Source organism: Sulfitobacter sp., from assembly GCF_039977885.1.
In the GTDB taxonomy this organism is placed as follows: Bacteria; Pseudomonadota; Alphaproteobacteria; order Rhodobacterales; family Rhodobacteraceae; genus Sulfitobacter.
The window spans coordinates 173,888-200,416 of sequence record NZ_JBDWCI010000007.1 but is presented as its reverse complement, the minus strand read 5'-3'; the positions used below and the strand labels follow the sequence as shown (position 1 = coordinate 200,416).

General features: G+C 54.9%; 19 protein-coding genes and 2 pseudogenes. 10 read left to right on the top strand and 11 right to left on the bottom strand.

Translation table 11 applies throughout. The annotated features are described in order from the left end of the window. The first annotated feature begins 117 nt into the window (after positions 1-117). Positions 118-3,654 carry a DNA polymerase III subunit alpha gene (dnaE, locus tag ABJM03_RS04445; protein ID WP_348415917.1) on the top strand — a complete coding sequence of 1,179 codons (3,537 nt, stop codon included), beginning with the start codon at positions 118-120 and terminating at the stop codon, positions 3,652-3,654. 88 nt (positions 3,655-3,742) lie between these two features. Beyond that, positions 3,743-4,687, top strand: coding sequence for a hypothetical protein (locus ABJM03_RS04440; protein ID WP_348415916.1), 945 nt, complete (start codon positions 3,743-3,745; stop codon positions 4,685-4,687). A gap of 3 nt (positions 4,688-4,690) precedes the next feature. Here ABJM03_RS04440 and ABJM03_RS04435 read toward each other — a convergent pair whose 3' ends face one another. Then, positions 4,691-4,885, bottom strand: a complete 195-nt coding sequence (locus tag ABJM03_RS04435) for a SlyX family protein (RefSeq protein WP_348415915.1) — start codon at positions 4,883-4,885, stop codon at positions 4,691-4,693. 117 nt (positions 4,886-5,002) lie between these two features. Here ABJM03_RS04435 and hisS point away from each other — a divergent pair, with 117 nt between their 5' ends. From hisS to hisG, 3 genes are read left to right on the top strand one after another with little or no spacing between them, the layout of a single operon-like run. Further along, a complete protein-coding gene (gene hisS, locus ABJM03_RS04430) occupies positions 5,003-6,499 on the top strand; it encodes a histidine--tRNA ligase (protein WP_348415913.1) in 1,497 nt (498 codons plus the stop codon). After that, on the top strand, positions 6,499-7,578 hold the full coding sequence (locus tag ABJM03_RS04425; protein WP_348415912.1) for an ATP phosphoribosyltransferase regulatory subunit: 1,080 nt from the start codon (positions 6,499-6,501) through the stop codon (positions 7,576-7,578). Before hisS ends, ABJM03_RS04425 begins: the two co-directional genes overlap by 1 nt. Next, positions 7,575-8,264 carry an ATP phosphoribosyltransferase gene (hisG, locus tag ABJM03_RS04420; protein WP_348415910.1) on the top strand — a complete coding sequence of 230 codons (690 nt, stop codon included), beginning with the start codon at positions 7,575-7,577 and terminating at the stop codon, positions 8,262-8,264. The genes ABJM03_RS04425 and hisG overlap by 4 nt, the downstream gene beginning before the upstream one ends. Here hisG and ABJM03_RS04415 read toward each other — a convergent pair. Then, positions 8,261-8,731 (bottom strand): DUF1489 domain-containing protein, encoded by a 471-nt coding sequence (locus ABJM03_RS04415; RefSeq protein WP_348415908.1) that lies wholly within the window; start codon positions 8,729-8,731, stop codon positions 8,261-8,263. The genes hisG and ABJM03_RS04415 overlap by 4 nt on opposite strands. 142 nt (positions 8,732-8,873) lie before the next feature. On the opposite strand from ABJM03_RS04415, the gene ABJM03_RS04410 reads away from it, so the two are divergent. From ABJM03_RS04410 to nadC, 4 genes are all read left to right on the top strand, one after another. Beyond that, the gene (locus ABJM03_RS04410; protein ID WP_348415906.1) at positions 8,874-11,162 is read left to right on the top strand and encodes an adenosylcobalamin-dependent ribonucleoside-diphosphate reductase; all 2,289 of its coding nucleotides are present in this window, start codon (positions 8,874-8,876) and stop codon (positions 11,160-11,162) included. Between the two features lie 519 nt (positions 11,163-11,681). Then, positions 11,682-12,731 (top strand): quinolinate synthase NadA, encoded by a 1,050-nt coding sequence (nadA, locus tag ABJM03_RS04405; protein WP_348415904.1) that lies wholly within the window; start codon positions 11,682-11,684, stop codon positions 12,729-12,731. A 5-nt stretch (positions 12,732-12,736) separates the two neighbouring features. Continuing rightward, positions 12,737-14,302, top strand: a complete 1,566-nt coding sequence (locus tag ABJM03_RS04400; protein ID WP_348415902.1) for an L-aspartate oxidase — start codon at positions 12,737-12,739, stop codon at positions 14,300-14,302. Continuing rightward, positions 14,299-15,147, top strand: a complete 849-nt coding sequence (nadC, locus tag ABJM03_RS04395; RefSeq protein WP_348415900.1) for a carboxylating nicotinate-nucleotide diphosphorylase — start codon at positions 14,299-14,301, stop codon at positions 15,145-15,147. Before ABJM03_RS04400 ends, nadC begins: the two co-directional genes overlap by 4 nt. Positions 15,148-15,209: 62 nt before the next feature. Here nadC and ABJM03_RS04390 read toward each other — a convergent pair whose 3' ends face one another. The 7 genes and pseudogenes from ABJM03_RS04390 to ABJM03_RS04360 all read right to left on the bottom strand — a co-directional run bounded on the left by ABJM03_RS04390 (position 15,210) and on the right by ABJM03_RS04360 (position 20,635). Then, complete coding sequence (locus ABJM03_RS04390) at positions 15,210-15,410, bottom strand: hypothetical protein (RefSeq protein WP_348415899.1); 201 nt, start codon at positions 15,408-15,410, stop codon at positions 15,210-15,212. 557 nt (positions 15,411-15,967) lie between these two features. Continuing rightward, the gene (locus ABJM03_RS04385; RefSeq protein WP_348415897.1) at positions 15,968-16,096 is read right to left on the bottom strand and encodes a transposase; all 129 of its coding nucleotides are present in this window, start codon (positions 16,094-16,096) and stop codon (positions 15,968-15,970) included. Positions 16,097-16,215: 119 nt separating this feature from the next. Next, a pseudogene (locus ABJM03_RS04380) lies at positions 16,216-16,350 on the bottom strand (IS3 family transposase); the annotation flags it as partial. 57 nt (positions 16,351-16,407) lie between these two features. Next, positions 16,408-17,595, bottom strand: coding sequence for a Hint domain-containing protein (locus ABJM03_RS04375; protein ID WP_348415895.1), 1,188 nt, complete (start codon positions 17,593-17,595; stop codon positions 16,408-16,410). A gap of 147 nt (positions 17,596-17,742) precedes the next feature. Then, a pseudogene (locus ABJM03_RS04370) lies at positions 17,743-18,321 on the bottom strand (IS3 family transposase); the annotation flags it as partial. A gap of 15 nt (positions 18,322-18,336) precedes the next feature. Then, positions 18,337-19,493 (bottom strand): IS3 family transposase gene (locus tag ABJM03_RS04365; RefSeq protein ID WP_348415894.1). Its coding sequence is split into 2 segments (ribosomal slippage): positions 18,337-19,247 and positions 19,247-19,493, totalling 1,158 coding nucleotides; the frame shifts between segments, so codons are not numbered across the junction. A 59-nt stretch (positions 19,494-19,552) separates the two neighbouring features. Beyond that, the gene (locus tag ABJM03_RS04360; protein ID WP_348415892.1) at positions 19,553-20,635 is read right to left on the bottom strand and encodes a hypothetical protein; all 1,083 of its coding nucleotides are present in this window, start codon (positions 20,633-20,635) and stop codon (positions 19,553-19,555) included. A gap of 826 nt (positions 20,636-21,461) precedes the next feature. On the opposite strand from ABJM03_RS04360, the gene ABJM03_RS04355 reads away from it, so the two are divergent. Beyond that, entirely contained in the window at positions 21,462-21,638 is a 177-nt protein-coding gene (locus ABJM03_RS04355) for a hypothetical protein (protein ID WP_348415890.1), read from the top strand. A gap of 177 nt (positions 21,639-21,815) precedes the next feature. On the opposite strand, the gene ABJM03_RS04350 is transcribed toward ABJM03_RS04355, so the two are convergent. Further along, positions 21,816-23,459, bottom strand: a complete 1,644-nt coding sequence (locus ABJM03_RS04350; protein WP_348415889.1) for a BCCT family transporter — start codon at positions 23,457-23,459, stop codon at positions 21,816-21,818. Positions 23,460-23,845: 386 nt separating this feature from the next. Next, positions 23,846-26,386: a Hint domain-containing protein gene (locus ABJM03_RS04345; protein WP_348415887.1), complete on the bottom strand. Its 2,541-nt coding sequence runs from the start codon at positions 26,384-26,386 to the stop codon at positions 23,846-23,848. Positions 26,387-26,529 lie beyond the last annotated feature (143 nt).

Below are 26,529 nucleotides of genomic sequence, written 5' to 3'. Positions count from 1 at the left end.
GTCCTTTGGCGGGGTGACGTGGCGCTGCGAGGCCAGAGCGGAATTTCTTTGCACATCGGAACGGGCCGCGACGTTTTCACGCTAGAGGCCATGGGCGAGAAGGACTAAGCTTGCGGCATGAGCAATTCCCCCCGATTCATTCACCTGCGCACCCATTCCGAATACTCACTTTTGGAAGGGGCGATGCGGCTAAAAAAGCTGCCGGATTTCTGTAAGCAGGCTGGTATGCCCGCACTGGCGCTGACCGATACGAACAATATGTTCGCCGCGCTGGAATTTTCGGTGGCAATGTCCGGGGCAGGTGTGCAGCCCATTGTCGGCTGTCAGGTTGATCTTGAGTACGTAAAAGCAGGCCCCGGTGAGAAACCGCGTGCGCCTGCGCCCGTTGTGCTGCTGGCACAAAGCGAGCGGGGCTATGAAAACCTGATGAAGCTCAATTCATGCCTGTATCTGGATAAAGGCGGGGCACTGCCGCAGGTCACGATGGAAGAGTTGGCGACCAATGCCTCTGATGTGATCTGCCTTACGGGGGGGGCCATGGGGCCGGTGGGAATGTTGCTGCAAAATGGGCAACGCCCAGCCGCTCAGGCCTTGATGGATACGCTCAAAGAAGCCTTTGGCGACCGCCTTTATGTGGAGCTTCAGCGCCATCCGGGCGAGAATGGTGCGCCAGAGCCTGAGCGCCTGACAGAACGCGGTTTTGTTGAGATGGCCTATGCGATGGAGCTGCCGTTGGTGGCGACCAATGACGTCTATTTTCCCAAGGCAGATATGTATGAAGCCCATGATGCGCTGATTTGTATTTCTGAGGGGGCCTATGTCGATCAGCAAGACGGCCGTCGCCGGTTGACCACGCAGCATTACTTCAAGTCGCAGGCCGAGATGATCACCCTGTTTGCGGATCTGCCGGAAGCGATCGAAAACACGGTTGAAATCGCCAAGCGCTGCGCCTTTCAGGCTTATCGCCGCGACCCGATCTTGCCGAAATTTGCCGACGACGAGGTGGCCGAGCTGCGCCGTCAGGCACAAGAGGGGCTCAAGGCGCGATTGGCCATTATCCCCCATGCCGCGGAAGTGTCAGAATATGAGGAGCGGCTCGAGTTCGAGCTGGGGATCATTGAGGGCATGGGGTTCCCCGGCTATTTTCTGATCGTTGCCGATTTTATCAAATGGTCCAAGGATATGGGTATCCCCGTGGGGCCGGGGCGTGGGTCTGGTGCGGGTAGCCTTGTGGCTTATGCGCTGTTGATCACGGATCTTGACCCGCTACGCTATTCCTTGCTGTTCGAGCGGTTCCTGAACCCCGAACGGGTTTCCATGCCCGACTTTGACATCGACTTTTGCATGGACCGCCGCGAAGAGGTCATCCGTTATGTGCAAGAGAAGTACGGCCGCGACCGTGTGGGCCAGATCATTACCTTTGGTGCGCTGCTGTCCAAGGCTGCTGTGCGCGATATTGGCCGCGTGCTGCAGATGCCTTACGGGCAGGTGGACCGCCTGTCCAAGATGATCCCTGTGGAGGGGGTGAAACCCGTCTCTATTGAAAAAGCGCTGGCGGATGAACCGCGGTTGCGCGAAGAGGCAAAGAACGAAGAGGTTGTCGCGCGCTTGCTTGACTACGGCCAGCAGGTCGAAGGGCTGTTGCGCAATGCCTCGACCCACGCGGCGGGTGTTGTGATCGGAGACCGCCCGCTGGATGCGCTGGTCCCGCTCTATCAGGATCCGCGATCGGATATGCCAGCGACCCAGTTCAATATGAAATGGGTGGAACAGGCGGGGCTGGTCAAATTCGACTTTTTGGGCCTGAAAACCCTGACCGTAATCCAGAACGCGGTGGACCAGATTAAATCATCGGGCCGCCATCTGCACCAAAGCGCCGATGGCGCGCAATTATTCGAGCCGCCGCAGGGGTTGCTGGATGATATTTCGACCATCCCGCTGGACGACGAGGTATCCTACAAACTGTATGCCTCGGCTAAAACCGTGGCGGTGTTTCAGGTGGAAAGCTCGGGCATGATGGATGCGCTCAAGCGCATGAAACCCACCTGTATTGAGGACATCGTGGCGCTTGTGGCTTTGTACCGTCCCGGCCCGATGGAAAACATTCCGACCTATTGTGAAGTCAAAAACGGGATGAAAGAGCGCGAATCCGTGCACCCGTCTATTGATCATATTCTGGAAGAAACCCAAGGTATTATTGTTTACCAAGAACAGGTTATGCAGATTGCGCAGGTCATGGCGGGCTACAGCCTTGGCGGTGCTGACCTGCTGCGCCGTGCGATGGGTAAAAAGATCGCCGAAGAAATGGCCAAGGAACGGCCCAAATTCGAAAAGGGCGCCATGGCCAATGGCGTCGACAAGAAGAAAGCCAGTGAGGTTTTTGACCTTCTGGAGAAATTCGCCAACTACGGCTTCAACAAATCCCACGCCGCCGCCTATGCAGTGGTGAGCTATCAGACGGCATGGCTCAAGGCGAACCATCCGGTCGAATTTATGGCCGGTGTGATGAACTGCGATATCCACCTGACCGATAAGCTGGCCGTGTATTTCGAAGAAGTGCGCAAGCGGTTGGAGCTGCCTTGGGTGCCGCCCTGCGTGAACCGCTCGGATGCGACGTTCAAAGTGGTGGATGGCGCGCTGGTTTATGCGCTGGGCGCGCTGAAAAACGTAGGCGTCGAAGCGATGAAGCTCATCACCGAAGGCCGCAAGGTTGAGGGTGTGGATAAGCCTTTTGCCACGTTGTTTGACCTTGCACGCCGCGTCGACCTCAAGCGCGTGGGTAAACGTCCGCTTGAAATGTTGGCCCGTTCGGGGGCGTTTGACGTATTGGATTCCAACCGCCGTCGTGTGTTTGGCGCGTTAGACCCGTTGGTGGCCTATTCCGCGGCGATCCACGAACAAAAAGCCTCTAATCAGGTGTCGTTGTTTGGCGAAGCAGGTGATGACCTGCCCGAGCCGCGCATGGTGCCTTGTGATGACTGGGAAGCACCCGAACGCCTGACCGAAGAGTTCAAGGCCGTTGGCTTCTACCTGTCGGGCCATCCGTTGGATGACTATATGGGGCCGCTGAAACGCAAATGGGGTAATGACCGTGGCGTGCCTTTCCTGACGCTGGACGAGCTGACAGAGAAAGTGGCCGACCGTGGCGCGATGAATGCGCGTTTGGCTGGTGTCGTCGCTGGACGGCAGGAGCGAAAATCTGCACGCGGCAACCGCTTTGCATTTGCACAGCTGTCTGATCCGGCGGGGGGATATGAGGTCACGCTGTTCTCGGATACGCTTGAGGCGTGTCGCGACCATCTTGAGACGGGATCGAAGGTGGTGCTGACCGTCGAGGCCACAATGGAGAGCGACCAGCTCAAGCTGTTGGGGCGCAGTGTGGTCCCTATCGAGATGGCTGTGGCGGATGTCGGCGGTATGGGGTTGCGCATTTTTGTGGAAAACCCCTCAGCGATTGCAGCGGTTTCCGAGGTGCTTGAAGGTGCGCGTGCGGCAGCAAGGGCGGCAGGTAAGGGGCCGGTGCATCTATGTTTGATGGATCCCGCACTGCCCGGTGAGGTCGAGGTCGATCTGGGGGCCGAATTCCCTGTGACGCCACAGATCAAAGGTGCCATTCGTTCACTGGGTGGTGTGGTCGAAGTCGAAGAGATCTAGTCGAAAAACCGCCCAAAGAGATCGTCTTACTGGACGCTATGGCCCTGCGACGTTAATACAATGTTAGGATTGTCGTGGGGGGAACACAGTGCGTCTTGTACCAGTTTTATCGGTTGTTGTTTTGCTTGGCGCTTGTGGTGATCCGCTTGCCGGTGTCGGGCGGGTGAGTGAGGCTGATATTGTCGATACCGATCCTGCCGCCGCTGCTTTGGCAACAGCAGATGAGGTCGAGCGTGAAGCTTTTTTCGGGACTGACGCAGCCAAGGCAGGGCCGCAGGTCACAGCCGCTCCGGCCCCTGCTACAGAACCAGTTGGCTTTTTGCGCAAACTCGCGCGCCGCGCCGCCGAGGCAAACCCCGAAGCTGTCGCCGCAGCGCAGGCGCAATCCGAACCAGTGATCATTGAAACGCGACCCACTGTGTCAGCATCGGTCGAATACGCCGCGCTGCCCGCCGCAGAGGCAGAGCCGCGTGAGCAACATAAAGCGCGTGGTTTTGGCCTATTCGGTCTTGGCGGTTCAGGGGCGAAAAAAGACGCGCCGCGCAACGGCCCTGATGCTGCTGACGTCCCTTACGGTACCGTTCTTGCCTTTGGGCAGATCGCGCGGGTCTGTGAAGCCAAGGGGAAATCTCTTGGGACCGAGGTTGCAGGCTCTGGCAAGCGGGGCTTTTCGCTGTATGACAGCAGCGTGGGCACGCGAGACAAACGCACCTTTTATATTACCGGCTTTGCCGACGATTGCCCGCGTCAATTCACGGCGGCCAATGCGTTGCTGGGCGCGCCGACATTCTACGAGGAAATCCGGTTTGGCCCCACGGGGCAGTTTATGACCCTTGCCGCAACGGATACAGCCTATGACGGGATAAAATCCAAAGTCTGCCGCGTGTCCAAAAATAAACCCTGCGGCGCGCAGATCGACAAGTTGGACAAATCAACCGTTTTCGTGAGCGCATATGAATTCAGCGAAGAAAACAGCGAGTGGAAAGAATTCCTTGTCCACGATGGCGAGGTTTTGGCCAGCGCGCTGAAGTAGCCGTTAATAGTGGGGCGGTCGTTCGTCGCCGACCACGACACCACCGCCGCCTGCGGCCTCTCGCTCGCCTTCGCGGCGCATCAACATCTCGACGCGGCGGTTGAGGCGGTCAATTTCGCCCTGCTGGTGGGCCACGATATCTGACAGGTCGTCAACGGTGCGCAGCAGATGGGCAAGTTGTTCTTCGAGTTTTTCCATATCTGTTCCCTATGCGCCTTTGTCAGTTTGCGCAATGGGTCGACCGCGCGCCTGCTTGCTCCTCGGGCCGCCATCCGGTAGAGCCGAGGCAAGATTTTGTCCTTGCAGAGGTACGTCATGGCCAAGCCCAAAAAGACCCCGCGCCCCAAGGCGGAAACGCCACGGGGGTTTCGCGATTATTTCGGCGCAGAGGTAACGCAACGCGCTGAAATGCTGTCGAAAATTGCTGCGGTCTATCATCGTTACGGCTTTGACGCATTGGAAAGTGCCGCGGTCGAGAAGGTCGAGGCATTGGGTAAGTTCCTGCCGGATGTGGACCGCCCCAACGAGGGTGTATTTGCGTGGCAAGAAGATGCTGAGTCGGAAAAGCCGGGCGATTGGCTTGCGTTGCGCTATGACCTGACGGCGCCATTGGCGCGTGTTTATGCGCAGCACCGTAATGATCTGCCGACGCCTTACCGCCGCTATGCGATGGGGCCTGTGTGGCGTAATGAAAAGCCCGGGCCGGGGCGGTTTCGTCAGTTTTATCAATGTGATGCGGATACAGTCGGTGCCGGATCAGTTGCGGCGGACGCCGAGATTTGCGCGATGCTGGCTGATTGTCTTGAGGAAGTCGGCATTGATCGCGGCGATTACATTGTGCGTGTGAACAACCGCAAAGTGCTCAACGGTGTGCTCGAAGTGGCTGGCCTGTCGGGCGACGACAAAGAAGCCGCACGCGGTATCGTGTTGCGCGCGATCGACAAGCTGGACCGCCTTGGGCCGGACGGCGTGCGTGCGTTGCTGGGCGAGGGACGCAAAGACGACAGTGGTGATTTCACCGAGGGCGCGGGGCTGGATGATGCCAGCGCCGATGTGGTGATGGGCTTTATGCAGGCCAAGCGCGATAGTGGTGCGGCGACATGTGCCCGCCTGCGCGAATTGGTTGGCGATAGTGTTGTCGGCCTTGAGGGTGTGGCCGAGCTTGAAACCATCGCTGATCTGTTGGCGGCGGGCGGCTATAGCTCTGACCGGATCGAGATTGATCCATCAGTGGTGCGCGGTTTGGGGTATTATACCGGTCCCGTATATGAGGCCGAGCTGACATTCGAGATCACGGATGAGAAAGGGCGCGCGCGCAACTTTGGTTCGGTCGCGGGCGGCGGGCGCTATGACGATTTGGTCAAGCGCTTCACCGGACAGGAAGTGCCTGCCACGGGGGTTTCTATCGGGGTCGACCGGCTGTTGGCTGCGCTTCAGGCCAAAGGGCGTGTGGATACGACAGCCCAGGGTCCGGTTGTGGTCACCGTGATGGATAAAGACCGCATGGCTGATTACCAGCAAATGGTCGCAGAGCTGCGTCAGGCAGGCATTCGCGCCGAGGTCTATCTGGGGAACCCCAAGAACTTTGGCAACCAGCTTAAGTATGCAGACAAACGCGGTAGCCCCTTGGCGGTAATCGAGGGCGGCGAAGAGCATGAAAACGGCGTTATCCAGATCAAAGATCTGGTGCTGGGGGCCAAGCTGGCCGAAAATGCGACTCTGGAAGAATGGAAAGAACGCCCCAGCCAATATGAAGTACCACGGGCCGATCTGGTGGCCAAAGTACGCGAAATTCTGGAGCTATACCGCTGATGCCGACACGTGCACAAACCAATGCAAAAGCCGCAGCTTTGCGTGCTGTGTTCGAAGGTCTCGGCGCACAACCCGTCGAACCACCGATTTTGCAACCTGCCGAGACTTTGTTGGACCTTTACGGCGAAGACATCCGCGCCCGCGCCTATGTGACGTCGGATGCGCTGCGCGGAGAGCAGATGCTGCGACCGGATTACACCGTGCCTGTGGTGCAGATGCACATGACGCAGGGGGCCGAGCCTGCGCGTTATACCTATGCGGGCGAGGTGTTTCGCCGTCAGGAAGTTTATGCAGACCGCGCTAATGAATATGTGCAGGTCGGATATGAGGTGTTTGAGCGCGCTGACCCCGCGGAGAGCGATGCTGAAGTTTTCGCGACGATTGCGGGAGCCTTGGGGGATTTGCCCGTGCGCGCTGTGACCGGTGATATCGGTGTGCTGATGGCAGTGGTGAACGGGCTGAAGACAACCGAGGTGCGCAAAGCCGCGTTGATGCGCCATATCTGGCGGCCGCGCCGTTTTCGCGCATTGCTGGAACAATTCGCAGGGCGAAAGCCCGTCTCAGCCGTGCGTAAGGCGCTGTTGGCAGGCGAGATCACGAGTGATGCGCCGATGGTCGGGGCCCGCCGTCAGCATGAAATTGATGCCCGAATTGCGATCCTGCGCGATGATGCCAACCAGCCTCCGATTATCGCACGCGATGTCGAGATGATCGAGGCTGTGCTCGATATTTCTGCGGCTATGCCGGACGCGTTGGAGCGATTGCATGACCTGTCCGTGGATATGCCCACGATCATTCCGGCTGTGGCCCGTGTGGATGCTCGCAAGACTGCGCTGGCAGCGCGGGGCGTAGATGTCGATACTTTGCTGTTTGACGCCAGTTACGGGCGCTCGTCGATGGAATATTACGACGGCTTTGTCTTTGGCTTCCGCGCGGAGGGCCGCAATGACCTACCGCATTTGGCGACGGGGGGGCGCTATGACGCGCTGACCCGCCGTTTGGGCGGCGGGCGTGAAATACCGGCCGTGGGTGGTGTTATGCGCCCCGGTGCCATTTTGCAGTTGGAGGGCGTGGCATGACGATCAAGCTTGGCGTGCCGTCCAAGGGGCGGTTGATGGAAAAGACATTCGAATGGTTCGGTGCGCGCGGGATCACCCTGGCGCGCAGTGGATCCGACCGTGAATATGCAGGCGTTGTCGAGGGCATTGATAACGTGTCACTGGTGCTGTTGTCGGCGGGGGAAATCCCGCGGGAACTGGCAGCGGGCCGGATTCATCTGGGGGTGACGGGTACGGATCTGGTGCATGAAAAGCTGCCTCTATGGGACAGCGAAGTAGAAAGCCTGTCCGAGCTTGGTTTTGGTCACGCGGACCTGATCATTGCGGTGCCGCAAGGCTGGATCGATGTCGATACGCTGCATGATCTGGATGCCGTCGCCGCAGGCTTTCGCACAGCGCATGGAATGCGGTTGCGCATAGCGACGAAATATCACCGGCTGGTGCGTGAGTTTTTGCGAGGGGCGGGTGTGGCAGATTATGCTTTGGTCGACAGCCAGGGCGCGACAGAAGGCACTGTAGCCAACGAGACAGCCGAGGCGATCGCCGACATCACATCAACAGGTGATACCCTGCGGGCCAACCACCTCAAGATCCTGTCGGATGGTTTGATCCTGCGCAGCCAGGCCACGTTGTGGAAATCGCGGATTGCGGAGACAACCGCGGCCGAAAAGGCAACGCTTAACGAATTGATCGCGCGGCTGGACTAAAGCACGCCAATATCGGCAAGCGCGCGGCTGAGATCGACGGGCAGCGCCTCTTCGGTTGCGCGGCCTTTGGTCAGGTCGGCGGGCGCGTCTTCCGGCGCAAGATAGCGCCATCCCTGAAAGGGGCGTTTGAGTGCAGTCACAGTGGGGACCACCTCGGGATCCAGCACGATGCCGCAGCGGCGGATACCATCAGCACCGGTTTTTTCATCAAGCCGGATGATGCGCTGCCGCGCCGAAATCTCTCCCTTGATCACCCAGTAGATCGAGCCGCCATTGATCAGCTCGGCCTCGCGTTTTGGCCACATACGGGTCTGGTGCCAATATAACCCATCTTTCGCCTGCGCGGCGCGATGGCGTTGCCATGCTTCGAGCTGCTCGATGTTTTCAGTGCCGACTGAAAGCTTGACGAGATGCACAAATTTATTGCTCACAGAGTTACCCACCACTTTATCCACAGACTCACCCATGAGCCACATCATAAGGTATGGCAATGTGTCAAATATGCAAACTGTTGTGGTATGTCGCCGCCGATCCGGTTGAACGGTGATGGCAATTTCTGCGCAATTAGGTATGTTGATGCTCCGCTTTCAATCATGCCAAGGAATCGCCATGACCCGCTTTGCTGCCCCAATCGCCGAACAAATCTGGGACATGAAATACCGCTTTAAGGCCGCCGATGGCACTGCCCATGATGTCACAGTCGAAGACACATGGCGCCGTATTGCGCGTGACCTTGCACAGGTGGAAGACGACAAGGAAAGCTGGGAAGAAACCTTTTTCGAGGCACTGGAAGATTTCAAATACCTGCCTGCGGGCCGTATCACCGCAGGGGCAGGGACCGCGCGGCGTGTGACGTTGTTCAACTGCTTTGTGATGGGCACCGTACCCGACAGTATGGCAGGCATCTTTGACATGCTCAAAGAGGCCGCGCTGACCATGCAGCAGGGCGGCGGGATCGGCTATGACTTTAGCACAATCCGGCCCAAGGGCGCGGATGTGCTGGGTGTCTCGGCGGATGCGTCCGGCCCGTTGTCCTTCATGGATGTGTGGGATGCGATGTGCCGCACGATTATGTCTGCGGGCTCGCGCCGCGGGGCGATGATGGCGACAATGCGGTGCGACCATCCTGATGTAGAGGCCTTTATCACAGCCAAGTCCGACGCCGCGCGTCTGCGGATGTTCAACATGTCCGTTTTGATCACCGATCCGTTTATGGAAGCTGTGAAAGCGGACAAGCAATGGGACCTCAAATTCGACGGCAAAACCTATAAAACGGTTCAGGCGCTTGATCTGTGGAATGCGATCATGAAGGCGACCTATGACTTCGCCGAGCCGGGTGTGATCTTTATCGACCGGATCAACGAGGCCAATAACCTCAGCTATTGTGAGAGCATTGCCGCCACAAATCCCTGCGGTGAGCAACCTTTGCCGCCTTATGGTGCTTGCCTGCTGGGCTCGATCAACCTTGCGCGGCTGGTCGCAGATCCTTTTGAAGATGGGGCGCAGCTTGATGTAGATGCGCTCAACCGACTGGTCGCCACATCCGTCCGGATGATGGATAACGTTGTTGATGTCTCGCAATTCCCGCTCGAGGCACAACAGCTGGAAGCCAAGAACAAGCGCCGTATCGGGCTTGGCGTGACTGGGCTTGCCGATGCGCTTTTGATGCTTGGTCTGCGCTATGGTTCAGATGAGGCGGCGCGTCAAACCGAACAATGGCTGCACGCGATCGCCCGCGCCGCGTATCTGGCCTCGGTGGAATTGGCAAAGGAGAAGGGCGCATTCCCGCTGTTTGATGCCGAGGAATACCTGTCGTCCGGTACAATGCGCGCCATGGATGAAGACGTCCGCGAAGCAATCCGCACCTATGGCATTAGAAACGCGCTGCTGACCTCCATCGCACCGACGGGCACGATCAGTCTTTATGCAGGCAACGTCAGCTCTGGCATCGAACCGGTATTCGCCTATGCATACACGCGCAAAGTCTTGCAAAAAGATGGCAGCCGTACGGAAGAAGAGGTTGTTGATTATGCTGTGCAAATGTGGCGTGACAAATTCGGGGATCGCGAGTTGCCCGAGTATTTTGTGAACGCTCAAACGCTCGCACCGCTTGAGCACGTCAAGATGCAGGCCGCTGCGCAAAAATGGGTCGACAGCTCGATCTCGAAAACCATCAACTGCCCTGAAGATATCTCCTTTGACACCTTCAAGGAGGTCTACATGGAGGCGTGGGATACGGGCTGCAAAGGCTGCACGACTTACCGCCCGAATGATGTAACTGGGTCTGTTCTGTCAGTATCTGAGGATAAAAAAGCGGCCCCCGAGGTCATCAGCCATAACGGCGAAGAGCCGCAAGAACCGCATGGCGACGTTGTCTACATGACAGAGCCGCTTGATCGCCCGGAGGAGCTTGAAGGCTCGACCTATAAAATCAAATGGCCAGACAGCGAACACGCGCTCTATATTACAATCAACGATCTGGTTGTTGGTGGCCATCGCCGCCCATTCGAGGTTTTCATCAACTCCAAGAACATGGAGCATTTCGCATGGACTGTGGCGCTCACGCGGATGGTGTCGGCTGTATTCCGTCGTGGCGGTGACGTGTCGTTTGTCGTTGAAGAGCTCAAGGCTGTGTTCGACCCCCGTGGCGGGGCATGGATGGGGGGGAAATACATTCCCTCAATCCTTGCCGCAATCGGCGGCGTGATCGAACAGCACATGATCGCCACAGGCTTCATCGCGGGCGAGGGGATGGGGCTGAAATCTGACCCAAAGGCAAAAATCGTAGGACTGGACCAGCCCCGCGGCAAAGCATGCGCAAGTTGCGGTCAGTATGAGCTGAGAATGGTCGAAGGCTGCATGACATGTGGCAGCTGTGGTCACAGCAAATGCGGCTGATGCAGGCGCTTTGAGGTTTCTGTTGTGGCGCGTCATGCGACATGACCTAAACGTCTCAAAAGGTCATTTCGGCTGAGAAGATGGAGAAACGGCCTCGGGGATTACCCGAGGCCGTTTGCATGTTTGGCTGTGGCGATGTTTGGTGGAGCAATTCAAAATCAGCGCGAATATTTGGTGAGCCGATCTTCGCCATGCACCTCGTGCTGGTCTGAACGATGGGAGGCATAGCGTGTTGCTAGGTCCATCCGATCTTAGTTCGTTGGGCACTACCGGCCCATTGCCGCCGTTGCCCGACGGGTCACACGCTGCGCTGCAGCTTCCGCAAAACTGCCGTTCGACACCTGACGCAGCAAAATTGACAGCTCAAGGTCCGCTGTGCGGACAAAGCGGACTTCGGTTTTTGCATTTTTCAATGGCTGGTTTGGGAAGCATCGCAGGAAATCAAAGCTAACTCGCAATAGATTGGCCTGTGGGCGTTCATCATGTATTGAGTGCCTCAAATAGCTGGAGACGCCTTCGATGCTCGACCTTTCGCATGTTCGCACTGTTCTAACAGATCATTATGATCTCACGCCGTCGCCCGAATGCGCAGAAGAACTGCGAGATACCTATGCGCTCATGTCTCGTGTCGTTTCACCACCTGATTGGGTGGTCTATGCCCCCTATGTCAAAGCGATCACCGCTTTAAAGAAGAAGCGCAACGCGGTTATTCTTGGGCACAATTATATGACGCCTGAGATTTTTCATGGGGTGTCTGACTTCGTTGGTGATAGTTTGCAGCTTGCGATCAAGGCCAGTGATGTTGATGCGGATGTGATTGTTCAAGCCGGTGTTCACTTCATGGCTGAAACATCAAAAATCCTAAGCCCGAAAAAGACAATTTTGATGCCAGACATGGAAGCCGGGTGTTCATTGGCCGAAAGCATCACGGCGGAAGGCATCGATGAGATGCGCGCCAAATATCCGGGTGCGCCTGTTGTGACCTATGTGAACACCACCGCTGAGGTGAAGGCTGCATCCGACATATGCTGTACGTCATCCAATGCGCTACAAATCGTGAACGCGTTAGATAGCGACACGGTGATTATGACCCCAGATAAATACCTTGCCCAAAACGTAGCGAACCAAAGCCACAAGAATATCGTGTATTGGCCCGGTTCATGTATCGTTCATGAGCAATACACTGCAAAAGATCTACGCGAATTCCGTGAGTGGAACCCGGGAACGCGCCTGATTGCACACCCAGAATGTCCACCAGACGTTGTGGCAGAGGCTGATTTCTCTGGTTCGACCAGCGGCATTCTTAAGTATGTCACGGACGAAAAACCGGAAAAGGCAATGTTAATTACCGAATGTTCAATGGCGTCCAATATTGCGGACGAATTGCCTGAGGTCGATTTTGTTGGTCCATGCAATATGTGCCCTTACATGAAAAAAATCTCGCTTGAGAAAATTTTGTGGGTTCTGCACAGCGGCGAGAACGAAGTTCATGTCGATCCAACCGTTGCCGAAAAGGCCCGCCATTCAGTGCAAGCGATGATCGATTTGTCGCGCAAGCTGGGCATTTAAACCCGATGGAATCCATTCAAACTGATCGTATCGTCATTGTGGGCGCAGGGCTTGGCGCGCTTTATGCTGCACTCAAACTCGCGCCGCGTCCTGTTGTGATGATATCGCCGGAGCGGCTGGGTGAAGGGGCCAGTTCGGCTTGGGCGCAAGGCGGTGTCGCCGCCGCAATGGACGCCTCAGACAGTGCCCAAAGTCATGCCGCTGATACGGTCAAGGCTGGGGATGGTACTGTTGACCCAAACGTTGCCGATTTAGTCACGCAAGAAGCCCGTGCGCATATCCTCGATTTAACAGCACTTGGGGCACCCTTTGATCGTGATGCAAACGGTGATTACGTGATGTCGCGTGAAGCCGCACATAGTTTCGCGCGTGTCGTCCGTGTCAAAGGCGACCAAGCCGGTTCCGAGATCATGGGGGCACTGATCGAAGCAGTCCGAAAGACCCCGTCAATTCAGGTGTTAGAAGGTACCATTGCGCTTGATCTAGAAGTTTTGGATGGGCAAGTTACTGGCATCGCCATTCAGTCATCAGATGACGAGCGGTCTGCCCCGATACTGCTGCGGGGCAGTGCTGTTTTGCTTGCTGGTGGCGGTTCTGGTGGGCTGTATGCTGTGACGACAAATCCGCCCCGCATTCGCGGTCAGGTGATTGGTATGGCTGCCCGTGCGGGTGCGATGCTTGCAGATCCAGAGTTCGTTCAATTCCACCCAACCGCGATGGATGTCGGCGACGATCCCGCGCCCTTGGCAACCGAAGCCCTTCGCGGCGAAGGTGCTATCCTGATCAACAACCAAGGTGAACGGTTCATGGAAACCGTGCACCCTGATGCTGAACTTGCGCCGCGTGACGTTGTCGCGCGTGCCATATATGGGCAAACTCAGGCGGGACGGCGTCCAATGCTCGACACTCGTGATGCTTTGGGTGAAGCAATCAAGACAGACTATCCTGCTGTTGCAGATGCGTGCGCGCGCCACGGCATTGATCCGTCGAAAGAACCCATTCCGGTGGCTGCAGCAGCGCATTACCACATGGGTGGGATCGCGACAGACACCAATGGTTGCGCATCATTAGGTAATCTTTGGGTTTGCGGGGAAGCGTCTTCGACTGGATTGCACGGGGCAAACCGTCTGGCCTCAAATGGATTGCTTGAAGCATTGGTCTACGCGCGTATTTGCGCCGAAGGTATTGCAGCAATCGTCTCTGAAGGAACAGCACCAGAGATCGACATCACATTCGAAACTGGCGGTGCGTCACCTGATCAAACGGCAGTGGCAGAGCTGCGCCAAACAATGACGACTCTTGTTGGCGTCGTGCGAGATGCAAAGGGCCTCAAGGCAGCCTTGCGCAAGATCGCAGAACTTGAGGCTGCATTTGGCAGTAGCGTTGCATTTCTAAATATGACGGCAACAGCGACGCTGATTGCAGCCGCGGCTCTTACCCGTGAAGAGAGCCGCGGCGCGCATGAGCGATCCGACTTTCCCGATACTCTTTCAGGCGATGGCAAACGATCACGGCTAACGTTGTTTGATGCCATGACGATACGGTCCCAAATTTGCGAGGAAGCAATATGAGCTTTTCCAATGTTCCAGACATGATCCTAGAACCGATGATACGTAACGCCCTCATTGAAGATCTGGGAAGCTATGGCGACGTCACAACACGCGCTGTGATCCCGTCCGAAACGACATATACTGCGCGACTGAACGCACGGACCGACGCTATCGTGTCGGGTATGCAGGTTGCGCGTATTGCCTTTCATTTGGTCGATGCGACGCTTGAGATCGAAACCCATATCAGCGATGGTCAACCTTGTAAGGCTGGTGAAACCCTGATGACGATAACGGGAAGTGCAGCCTCAATTTTGTCTGGTGAACGGGTGGCCTTGAACTTTGCGGGGCGTTTGACGGGTATCGCGACCAAGACGGCTGCATTTGTTGCTGAAACCAAGGGCACGAACGCTCGCGTGACCTGCACACGTAAAACGACCCCGAGCCTACGGTTGGTTGAGAAATTGGCGGTGCTGCATGGCGGCGGGTTTAATCACCGCTTTTCATTGTCAGACGCAATCTTAATCAAAGATAACCACATCGCAGCGGCGGGTGGTGTGCGGAATGTGCTGGAAGCCACCAAAGCACATGCAAGTCACATGATGGCGGTTGAGATTGAAGTTGATCGTCTAGATCAACTGGTGGAGGTTCTCGAAGTTGGTGGGGCGTCTGTCGTTTTGTTGGACAATATGGACAACGCAATGCTTAGCAAAGCAGTTGCACTTGTGGATGGGTGCATGAAGACGGAAGCCAGCGGGAACGTAACACGCGACCGTATTGCGTCAATCGCGGCGACAGGCGTGGATTACATTTCGTCAGGCGCATTGACGCATTCGGCAGGTTCAGTTGATCTGGGTTTGGATTTTTGAGGCATATTTCCCGCGCGCAGTTAACAATGTAGGGGCGGACCCAAGTGAAGCTCATATGTAAATTACAGATCTTCGCTGCGATGCAGAAAAAGGGCAATTTGGGATGATTTTTTGAAAAACTCCACCACCGCAAAATCATATTCAAGAACCAGAACATGGCTCTCGAAACGCACGCCATGGCAAACATAGTTTACTAATGGGGCTTCAGCGGAAAGGTGTTCTGCAAAATCGATCTGCTCCGGGCAGATACCGAGTTTTTTCAACACAATCAGCCCGATCCGATCTCGAGATCTCAACCTGTTGGAAAAATAGCTGCATTTATCACATCAACGCGATCCAAGGTCAAATTGGGGTCGCGTGTAAGTGGCTGGCCACTATTCGTTGCGTAATTTGTGTTCATGTAGTCGCTGGAAAATAGTTTTGCGGAGTGGGCATACTATGTGATTAAGATGAGAAGTGGTCGCCGGAATTCAGACCAGTGGCTAAGGTGGATCGCATGACGAAAGAAGTGATCCAAAATGAAGAAACGAAAGAACAGAGTTTAAGGTAAAGGTCGCGCTTGAAGCCATCCGTGAAGAGATGACGCTGGCGGAGCTGTCCAAGAAGTATGGCGTTCACCTATTACCGGCAACACATGCAAAGCATGTGTGAGAGGCGACGCAGATCGGCACATGGAAGCGCGCTGCGATAGAGAGCATGGCGACCGCCTTCGCGCTCAAAGATTCAACGCCCAAGCCGGTAAGTACCGCTGACGTCAGGCCCCCTCTCGGGATCATGCTTCACATGACCCTCTTGGGCAGCGATTAAATTCCTGCCGTTTTCATGTCGTCACCTGCGCCGGGTGGATCTTGTGCTTTGCTGCAATCTCTTGTGCCGTATTGTCTCCGCGAAGCGCCTCGAGCGCGACCGCAGCCTTAAACTTATCTGAAAAACTGCGTCTCTTCGTCATTTCTGTATCCTGTCTTCAAGGTTGGATACATCTTAGCACGCTGTCCAGTTTTGCCGGACAACTTCAAACCAGCCGTCCCGTTGCCCAGGAGGCGAAACGCAGTTTCGATGGGAGGGGTGAACGGTGCGATTGTAGCTCTCGACGTAGACGCTCTGTTGCAGCTCTCCCCGCTGGACATATTCCAGCCGAAAATTCCGCTTCCCGGCCCACTCCAGCAGCTTTCCATTAATATATTCCGGGCCATTGCCCACACGAAGAACCGTCCAAAGCTCACTCTCGAAAAACTGTGCCCTAGTTTTCTGGTGAAATAGTCATGCTATGTTGGCGGGACGGGTCCTTGGTTCCCAATTTTGATCCAACATGAATGCATTGTGTTGTGCATGTTTCAGCGACAACTTTTTTTGCTCCTTGTTGGAAGGAATGTAGGCCGCCGAAGTCCATTTAAAGTTTGCGTTCTTCAGTTCGGGGAACAGCGTATAAACTTCGAGACGCGCATGCCAGTCCAACACCTGTATGGCCTGTTGCCCCAGATATAGACTTTCTGCCGGTGCACCCTCTGCGAAAATGACCTCGTGCCGATCGAAAAGAATGTGGAAATATTCAGTTTTTTCGACTTGGTAATCAACAGAAATGCCAGCCAGTTCTGTGAGCTTAATGGCTGCGACAAGTGAGGTGGTCCGCCCGATTATACCCTTGGTAATCCGTGAAGATGACAGCATACGGTGCTGCCTGGAGACCAACAAATCACGATGTGGTAGATTGTTCCCCATGCTTCCTTGGCTGATACGGACGGGCAGCAGCTTCGGGTTTTTCTCAAGCTGCGTGTAATCAACCCGCTTTCGCCCGATCCATCGTATGGGTTGCGGACCGTGCTCCAAAGTCTCAACCAAATCTCCAACATTGAGATCTTCAACCGAGCAGTTGCCAGATGGGACGGTTATCTGCGTGCCTGCACAAAAACAAACGATGTTCGAGTCGTCAGGCGATCGCGGGCCGGAAACGTTATTACCAGCGGAATCAAATTGAACCGACTGGCCACCTCCAACACGGGGCGCATTCGTTGTCAGCGCCCCGTCTGCGGCACCTCCGGATAACGTTGTTGCAGTATTTGTCCCGATACCGATGGCATCGGCGACAACGTTGGTTGCTATATTTGTCAGGGCAATAAAATTCGCCTCGTCACTAACTTGCGACGTTCCAGCATTGACCAACTCATGGACGGAACTGGTGCCCGTGACCGTATAGATTGTGTAGCCGGGGTTTTCGGGATCAGGAACACCGACAAGGTCGCTCAGCGTGACTTGGCCGTCAGTAACACCGGTCGCCTCAATATTGTCGGTGGCACCATCCATAAGGACACCGTCATTGCCGTAAAAAGACAGCACAAAATCGGCGGGGTCCTCACCCGGTGCCAAAGTGATTTCCACGTACTCGTGTGTTGCGCTGTCGGATACAACTACATCACTGGTGCGATAGTGTATCTCAGAAATAAACGCCATTTTACTACAATCCAGTTTAGATTTCTTACCTACTACTCTCAAATTCCGATTTTTTTTGGGCTGCAATGTGTTGAGGTTTGCACAATTATTAGGCTGATGTTTTGAGGAATGGACCTGTCACGCTTTAGTGCCGCCCCAAGTGCTTGTTTAAGCCACCTTTTGTTCGAAAGCGACAGGGCTTTTCCAGCCTAATGTTGAGTGGCGGCGTCGTGGATTGTAGAACCCATTGATGTATTCGAAGATGGCCATCTCAGCCTGCCTGCGGGTTTCCCATGTGTCTCGCCAGATTAGCTCTGCTTTGATCGTTTTGAAGAACGTCTCAACGGCCGCATTATCATAGCAATTTCCCTTTCCGCTCATGGACACTCTGAAGCCGTGCTGTCGCAGGATTTTCTGATAGTCGTGCGAACAATATTGCGACCCGCGATCCGTGTGATGGATGCAGCCTTTTGGCGGCGCTCGGAAGGCGATGGCCATGCTCAATGCCCGGATCGCCAGGTCCCGCTTCATCCTGTTGCTCACCGCCCAACCGATCACGCGCCTTGAATGCAGGTCCAGTATTACAGCGAGATACAGCCACCCTTCGCGCGTCCAAATATAAGTGATGTCACCGGCCCATTTCTGGTTTGGTTGATCCGCCGTGAAGTTACGATCCAGCAGATTGGGCGCAATGTTGAACTTATGATTGCTGTCCGTTGTCGCCTTGTGTTTGCGCGTTCTAACTGAGGTGCCCCTAGTTTTCTAGACACCTGCCTCGTTCATTTTCTGCTGTTTCATTTCATAGTCAACCGGCGACAGCATACCGTTGTTGGTGTGCTTGCGTGTTGGGTTGTAAAACATCTCGATGTAGTTGAACACGTCCTGCCTTGCAGCGTCGCGTGTCAGGTATGTCCGTCGCCGGATCCTTTCTCGTTTTAGGAGCTGGAAAAAGCTCTCGGCCACAGCGTTGTCATGACAATTCCCTCGTCTGCTCATGCTGGCATTCAGATTGTGTTTACCAAGGAACGATTGCCACTCTGTGCTGGTAAACTGGGAGCCTTGGTCGGAGTGGATCATGACTTTAGTCTTCGGTTTACGCCGCCACACGGCGCTCAGCAGAGCCTGCAAAGCAAGGTCGGTTGTCATGCGTGACTGCATGGACCACCCGACAACCCGTCTTGAGAACAGATCGATCACGACGGCCAGATAAGACCAACCTTCGTGCGTCCGTATGTAGGTAATATCAGTCAGCCAAATCCTGTCAGGTGCTTCAACCTCGAACTGCCGATCCAGTGTGTTGTCCGCGACGACAGCAGGCTTGCCGCCATAGCGACCAGGACGGCGCTTATAGCCGATCTGTGCTGCGATGCCTGCGATACTGGCCATCCGCGCAACACGGTTCTCAGAACAGGTCTCGCCAGCATCACGCAGATCATCCGTCAATTTGCGATAGCCATAGACCTTGCCGCTCTCAGTCCACGCCTGTTGGATCAGCTCCGTCTGGCGCGCATCCTCAAGCGCACGGGGGCTTAACGGTTCTTTAAGCCATGCATAGAATCCGCTGAAATGCACCATCAGCACCCGGCACATCGACCGCACCGAAAACTCCGCACGGTGGGCCTCTATAAACGCATACTTCACTGAGATTCGCGCGCGAAGTATGCGGTCGCCTTTTTTAAGATGGTGCGCTCCTCGGTCACGCGGGCCAGCTCTCGCTTCAACCACCTAATCTCGGCAGCCTGTTCCGTAACCTCTGATCTGACGCTCGGCGACTTCGCAAACTGCGCCTTCCAAGTGTACAGCGACTTGGTACTGATCCCCAGCCGCTCCGCCACCTCGCTGACCGCGTAGCCACGCTCAACAACCTGCGCCACAGCGTCCTGCTTAAACTCGTCCGTAAATCGAATGCCCTTGCTCATATCCGTCTCTCCTTGGTTCCAAAATTACCAAGCAAACCGTCTACAAATCTAGGGGCACCTCACTCCTTTAAAAGCTCAACCTCAAGATGGTGTGCAGCGGTTTTACTGAAGTGGTCTCGGTCAGATTGGTTAAGAGCATAGAGCATATTTCTTATGCTGGGCATCATTCGAAGCAGCAACGGTGACGTGAAAATGAACTCCCCCAGTTGCACAAGCGGTTGTAGGTAACCATTTCCCGAACGATTGAACATACCATGCTTCTCACTTGCCACCAAGAAGTCTAGCACTAACACTATTTGATCTGGGGTCAGTCCCGTTAATCTACATAAGAATGAAACCAACCAACTGCGCTTGAAAGTCGGTGCAATGCAATCGACAACCCTCCACTGCCACTGAGCTCGATTATCTTCATGACCAGCAGACATTTCATAGAATGCCGACAAGGCAAAAAGCAGATCTGACAATGACCATAGGGCTGCCCTGACCTTCTCGAATGCGTCTCTACTAAATCCAAAAGATTCCGAGAACGCATCATCAGGAATGTAAGTTGGTTCCAAGAAGGAGGACCGATGCAGTCCGTAATTTACGGCTGCTCCTTTGATATACGCTGATAGATCTTTGTGAGGGTGTTGGCGTGATATGTTGGAAAGTAACGTCACAGGGATTGTTTCAGGCTCTTTAGTATCAAACCCGAGGCAAAGCTCAGTCAAGATGACGTCCTTGACCTCGCTCTTAGCGAAAGCGTCGGATTTGTGCGAAAAGTATAAATTCCTATCCTGTAATTTAACGTCATAATACTGTTGCCTAAACTGCGGCATGATTTCGCAAAAGTGGGCATACATTAGGGCCTCTTGAATTTCCGGGCCATCGCTTGTCTCAAAAGTCTCCATAGCTTCTTGGCTATTTTTGAGCAGTTTTCGCGAGCAATTGCTCAGGTAAGGAGCCAGATATGATAACCGTGCGAGGATCCTTTCAGCTTTGTATTGATCGCGTTCGATTTTGCTTCCGAAACGCCCACCAAATGTCAGGCTGTCCGCCATCATTATGTATCCGGTCAAGATGCTACGCAGTGGCTTTTCCCAAAGGCTAAGTTTGCCAATTGCTTTATCGCATGACTCCTCAAAGCGCTCGACTTCATTCAATTTCTTAAACCCTGTTCTATCTGCAGCATATTTCCATGCAGACTGTGCCGGTTTTGACTCCAAGCACAACGCAAGATTGAAAGGAGCCCGTCAGTTTTCTTAAAGGTCGGGACAAGTCATGCGGAATCTGCTGGTGTACGGTGCGACCGCTCCCCGCCCAGTGAGATAAGTCGCGATGTTGGTTTTGGGTTGGGAGCCGTCATTAGGCGCGTTTCGCACGAACGGCAGCTTTGGGCCGATCGTGTCGGTTGATGGCTGCCGCTGAATTGACGATGATCGAGCCTTGCGAGATACCATTTTAAGCGTGCACAAGTTAACTTAGGACACATAGGGGCGGCGCGGTTGGGGAAGAGCTAGGTCTGCCACAAAGGTCATTCTTTATGAAATTTTGTTTCAAATGGATGCGCCAATGGGAACGAGTCGCATTGAAAAGAAACGATTTTTGAGATGTTGATAGGTAATGTTAGATGGCGCGCCACATCTGTTGTGGCGTGCCACGCGACATGACCTAAACGTCTCAAAAGGTCATTTCGGCTGAGAAGATGGAGAAACGGCCTTGGGGAGTACCCAAGGCCGTTTGCTTGTTTGCAGCGGGGAAGCCTAATGGTGAAACTCCAGATTAGCGCCAATATTCGGTGAGCCGATCTTCGCCATGCACTGCGTGCTGCTCTGAACGACGGGAGGCGTCGCATATTGCTATGCCTCCACGTCCATCCGATCTTAATTCGCCGGGCTGCCGCGTCAAAATGGCCGATGTTGGTTGGGATAGGAATGCGGCATCAGGTGGATCAGCGCGTAGCGCATTCAATCCGTAAAGGAACGTAAGATGGTTTGGCATTGGGCTAATCTGTTCCCCCTCATCTTTTTGCCCTTCAAGCTTATCGTGCTGGGGGTAGGCATGTTTTTTGCTATTAAATGGCATCACGACCAAGATGATTTCAAGATGAAATGGCGTGACGAAAATAAAACAGAAACGGACAAACCGCCGGCTGAAAAGGAATGATCCAAGGGTAAAGGCAAAGCTGTTGCGCCTTGTCGCGCTATAAATAGCAACGCGATTTTTTTACGGCTATTTGGCGTGCTTTGGCCTGACAAAATAGCAGGAACGCCTGTTGGCACGAAAAATGCCGGACGCAAATGACAAAGCGCCCGGCATTTAATATCGTCCCTAAAGTAAGGGTTATTTCGTTTCGTTTCGCTCGTCCCGGAGGCCTTTGAAGATACAATAGCACATCACCAACAGGACGATGGTAAACAGCAAGCCTGTGGAGATGACCATTGACTGCAAGGCTGCCAGTCCGCCGCCGAGCAGCAAGGCAATCGCAACAGCACCCTCAAAAATGCACCAGAAAACGCGCTGGGGTGCAGGGGCGTCGACCTTGCCGCCAGCGGTGATTGTATCAATCACCAATGATCCGGAATCCGAAGAAGTGACAAAGAACACGATGACCAGAATGATACCGATGAACGAGGTGATTGATGCCAAAGGCAACTGTCCAAGCATCTGGAACAATTGGCGCGGAAGCTCTGCGGATTGTGCGCCTGCGAAGCCGTCAAAGATGACCTGATGGATTGCTGTGCCGCCGAAAATTGACATCCACGCGACGCAGACCAGTGAGGGGATCAACAGGACGCAGGTGATGAATTCACGTACTGACCGGCCGCGGCTGACGCGGGCGATGAACATGCCGACAAAAGGTGACCAGCTGATCCACCACGCCCAATAAAAGGCGGTCCAGCCTTGGCTGAAATTGACATCTTCACGGCCAAAGGGATTGGCCAGTGCGGGCAGGTATTCGACATAGGCCTTCAGGCTGTCCCAGAAGAACGCGAAAAGAAATGCGGTAGGCCCCACGATGAGGGTAAACAGGGCCAGCAAGCCGGCAAGACCCATATTTATTTCGGATAGAACCTTAACGCCGCCATCAAGACCACGCAAAACTGATATTAACGCGACGGCGGTGATCGCCGAGATCAATATGACTTCTGTCGTGTTTCCAACGGGAATACCGAACAATTCGTTCAGGCCGGCATTCGCTTGCGTCGCACCAAAGCCAAGTGAGGTTGCCAGACCAAACAGCGTGGCGAAGACGGCGAGGATGTCGATCAAATGGCCGGGCCACCCCCAAACGCGTTCTCCGAAGATCGGGTAAAACGCAGAGCGGATCGTCAAAGGCAGACCTTTGTTATATGTAAACAACGCCAAGGCGAGGCCAACAATGGAATAGATCGCCCAAGGGTGTAGGCCCCAGTGATAGATCGTGGCTGCCATGCCAAGGCGGATGGCTTCGCTTTGATTATCGAGCGCGCCGGCAAGCGGTGCCCAATCGCTGCGCAGGCCGTTTTCAGATACCGAGCCTCCGATGGAGGAGGAAAAATGCGAAAGCGGCTCGGACACGCCGTAGAACATCAGGCCGATGCCCATGCCGGCAGCAAACAACATGGAAAACCAGCCGATGTATGTGTAATCCGGCGTGGCCTTTGATCCACCCAGCCGGACCTTTCCAAAAGGTGAGACAATCAGGAACAGCGCGAAAAGCACGACAATATCCGCCGATCCGATCAGGAACCAATCGAAGTTTTTGGTGGTAAAGTCGAACATGCTTTTGAAAAGCCCACCTGCAAGTTCTGGCAGGGCCAAGGTGAAGAAAACAAAAGCTACAATCGCAGCCCCTGAAATTGCGAAGACCGGATTGTGAATATCAAAACCGAAAGGTCCTACAGCTCCATCGACGTTATCTTGGCCGATTTCGTATTCTGTATCAATGACATCCGCGGCGCCCTGTGGTTCGGGTATTCCGTGGTTGTTCGTTTCATCAGACAATTCATGTCTCCTCATAATTCGCATTGGGGTAAATTGCTTTTCAGCAAAATTTACACGGGCATCGAGTGAATAGCGTAGCGAGTGATGGCAAAGCCCTTCACTATTGAGCGACGAGTAAGCGCCGGTATCATCGATCCTTGGCGCTTGAATTAGCGTGGCTATATTTGGAAACAATGGGCTAACATCAATTGCACAGGCGTTGCAACCGATTGGAGCAGGGGCGCTGCCGCTGCCCGCTCTGATTGATCAGGGGCGCGTTCGGGGTGGCGATGGGCGCATAGTAGGTTTCGCGCAAGCATTGTTTGAAAACACGCTGCGCGAGCAGAGGTGAATGGCTTGGCCGGCAAATAACATAAAGGGTGCCGCGCCTTTTGGGTTCGGTTGCTTCAGATGTGGATAGCCTGCGCGAGCTTATGTGGCATTTCGCGTTTCCAAATGCGGACAGCTTTTCGGTTTTCTAAAAATACGCGGGCAGGGTGCCCATAGGGCGGTGTTATATGCCTGCTTTTCTGAAGGGTGCCTAGCTGGGGGAACAGAGTTATCAGCTCCGAACGGGCAGCACAGCTCAATGCGCCCAATGCGAGGGGGCCGGGATAGAAGCTTTCGCTCGGGATGCCTTCGGAAAATATGATCTGGTGGGATTCAAACATCAGATGAATATAGGTCACCTGTCTTTTACCCCAAGCGATGCGGATGCCCGGGGTCCCCTCTGTCAAATGTACTGCCCGTGCAAGATGATCCTGCCCCAGCAGCATGCCGTGCTGCCGCGAGACCAGAAGATCGCGGGCATTGCCCAAAGCGCCCTTTTTTATGAGTATCGGGTAAAGCCTGTGGTTTCCTAAAAGCTGTTGATGTGTGATCTGACGCCTCCCGATCCATGTGATGGGTTGCGGGCCGTTGTCGGCTGTGATGACCTGATCGCCAACTTTCAGGTCGTCGATCAGAGCATCGCCATAGGGCGTACGGATTGCGGTGCCTGATGTGAAACAAACGACGCCGGTGTTCTCGGACGTAAAACTGCTGCTATCAGCAGAAGCACCTGTGAATGTGATGCCTTCGCCGGGGCCAAATTGGTCATTGTTGCTGTAATCGACTGCGTCGGGTCCGGTCGTATTGGATTGGTTCAGGACGCCGTCATCTGCCTGATCCGCGTGAAGCTCGAAAATGTTGTCATAAAATCCCGATAAATCAATCGAGTCATTGTTGGTCGGATCGCCGTCATTCAAAGAACCGCTGTTGCCGGTATTGAAGTCGGCAATCGTGTCATTGCCGTCGCCAGCGTTATAGGTGAACGTATCGTTACCCGAACCGCCTATGAGGCTATCATTCCCGGTCCCCCCTTCGATGGCATCGTTGCCCGAACCGCCGTCGACAGTATCATTGCCACTGTCACCGCCGATGGCATCATCTCCGGTACCGCCTAGAACGACATCACTGCCAACACCGCCGCCAATACTATCGTTGCCATCGCCGCCATCGATGGTGTCATTGCCATCATCGCCACCGATCCCGTCATTGCCGCCTTCACCAAATAAAAGATCGTCGCCGTCCCCCCCGCCAAAACCGTCGTTGCCTTCGCCCGCATAGATGGTGTCATTGCCGCCATCGCCCCCGATGCCATCATCACCGTCTCCGCCAAAGATCAGATCGTTGCCACCGCCACCGCCGATCCCGTCATTGCCGCCATCGCCAAAGATCAGGTCGTCCCCATTGCCCCCGCCGATACTATCATTGCCGTCCCCACCGGACAGGGTATCTTGCCCGCCGCCGCCGCCTGCTGCATTTCCATTGGCGTCGCCGACATAGATGACGTCGCCAGCAGAGCCGGAGGCGACTGTTTCACCATTCGGTAAAATGAACTGTTCAATCTGGGAAAAAGTGGCAACATCGCCATTGCTGCTCGAAATCGTGCCCTGTTCATCGCCGGTAAAGGCCACGGTCGTCTGACCGGTCAGCGCACTGAGGTCGATCGTGTCGCTATCGCTGCCCCCTTCGCCGCCAATGATGGTGTCGTCACCAAAGTCATCTTCGAGGATGAAGGTGTCTGCGTCGTCGCCGCCATCCAGTAGGTCTTCGCGAATGCCGCCGGCGATCGTATCGTTGCCGCCCTCGCCAAAGATCGTATCATCGGACAAGGCGCCGCCCATGTCGGTGATCACATCATTGCCGGCGCCCCCGGACAGGACGTCAGAGTTATTGCCCCCTTCGATGGTGTCGTCTCCGGCCCCGCCCGAGATTGTATCCCGCCCATCGCCGCCGTCGATCGCATCGGCATCATTTCCGCCGTCGATAACATCCTGCCCGCCGCCACCGGCAATCGTGTCGTTCCCATCGCCCCCAAACACCGTATCATCGCCGCCATAAGCGTTCATTTGGGTTCCGTCGGCGTCAATGTAGCTTTCGTCGATATTATCGTCGCCGGACGTTCCGTCGACAGTGCCATCAATGAACAAGTCTTCATCCAGATCGTCGCGTAGGCCTGCGGCAGTGTCGATGTTCACTGAATCGATCTGAATTGATTCAATGGGTTGCGCGCCCAGCGGGGTGTTATCGGCATTCCCGACGTTCCAGGAAGTGACAAAGGTGCGTCCGGTGACGTCTTGAACGATGACCAGATGGGCCGGAGCGGTCGTGCCGTCGATATAGGTGAGGGTAACATTATAGGTCTGGACTGAATCCATGACCTCCGAGACACCTTGATACTCAAGCTCCTCGCCGGTTTGCGGGGCATCATTTGTGCGCACTGCGCCGTCGTTATCCGCGTCGTTGAAACTTAGGCTTTCTATGCGCTCATATAGAGGATCATTTGCACCGCCAAAGACCTGCCCGACCAATGCGCCGGCGTTTTCTGATTGGAAGTTGCTATCGTTGGTGTCCAGATCCGGACGAATGCCGAGGTAAAAGGTTTCGATTGTCTGGCTTGCCATGGTTCCCTCACGAACGGATGTAATTCCTGCGTTGGTTTCAAACGCTAGAATGCAATGCTCGGGAAATTAGCTACGCCAGGTAAAGAATGGGTATAGTTGCCAGGCGCCCGTAATTCTTGATGAATCAAAGGTTACGAGCGCCG

Bases quoted from the DNA above. Each gene is read 5' to 3' on its own strand.
- hisG (WP_348415910.1), top strand. From the start codon at position 7,575: ATGACGATCAAGCTTGGCGTGCCGTCCAAGGGGCGGTTGATGGAAAAG.
- ABJM03_RS04385 (WP_348415897.1), bottom strand. From the start codon at position 16,096: ATGACGAAGAGACGCAGTTTTTCAGATAAGTTTAAGGCTGCGGTCGCG.
- ABJM03_RS04435 (WP_348415915.1), bottom strand. From the start codon at position 4,885: ATGGAAAAACTCGAAGAACAACTTGCCCATCTGCTGCGCACCGTTGAC.
- ABJM03_RS04355 (WP_348415890.1), top strand. From the start codon at position 21,462: ATGGTTTGGCATTGGGCTAATCTGTTCCCCCTCATCTTTTTGCCCTTC.
- hisS (WP_348415913.1), top strand. From the start codon at position 5,003: ATGGCCAAGCCCAAAAAGACCCCGCGCCCCAAGGCGGAAACGCCACGG.
- ABJM03_RS04400 (WP_348415902.1), top strand. From the start codon at position 12,737: ATGGAATCCATTCAAACTGATCGTATCGTCATTGTGGGCGCAGGGCTT.
- ABJM03_RS04345 (WP_348415887.1), bottom strand. From the start codon at position 26,386: ATGGCAAGCCAGACAATCGAAACCTTTTACCTCGGCATTCGTCCGGAT.
- ABJM03_RS04415 (WP_348415908.1), bottom strand. From the start codon at position 8,731: ATGGGTGAGTCTGTGGATAAAGTGGTGGGTAACTCTGTGAGCAATAAA.
- nadA (WP_348415904.1), top strand. From the start codon at position 11,682: ATGCTCGACCTTTCGCATGTTCGCACTGTTCTAACAGATCATTATGAT.
- nadC (WP_348415900.1), top strand. From the start codon at position 14,299: ATGAGCTTTTCCAATGTTCCAGACATGATCCTAGAACCGATGATACGT.
- ABJM03_RS04375 (WP_348415895.1), bottom strand. From the start codon at position 17,595: ATGGCGTTTATTTCTGAGATACACTATCGCACCAGTGATGTAGTTGTA.
- ABJM03_RS04410 (WP_348415906.1), top strand. From the start codon at position 8,874: ATGACCCGCTTTGCTGCCCCAATCGCCGAACAAATCTGGGACATGAAA.
- ABJM03_RS04425 (WP_348415912.1), top strand. From the start codon at position 6,499: ATGCCGACACGTGCACAAACCAATGCAAAAGCCGCAGCTTTGCGTGCT.
- dnaE (WP_348415917.1), top strand. From the start codon at position 118: ATGAGCAATTCCCCCCGATTCATTCACCTGCGCACCCATTCCGAATAC.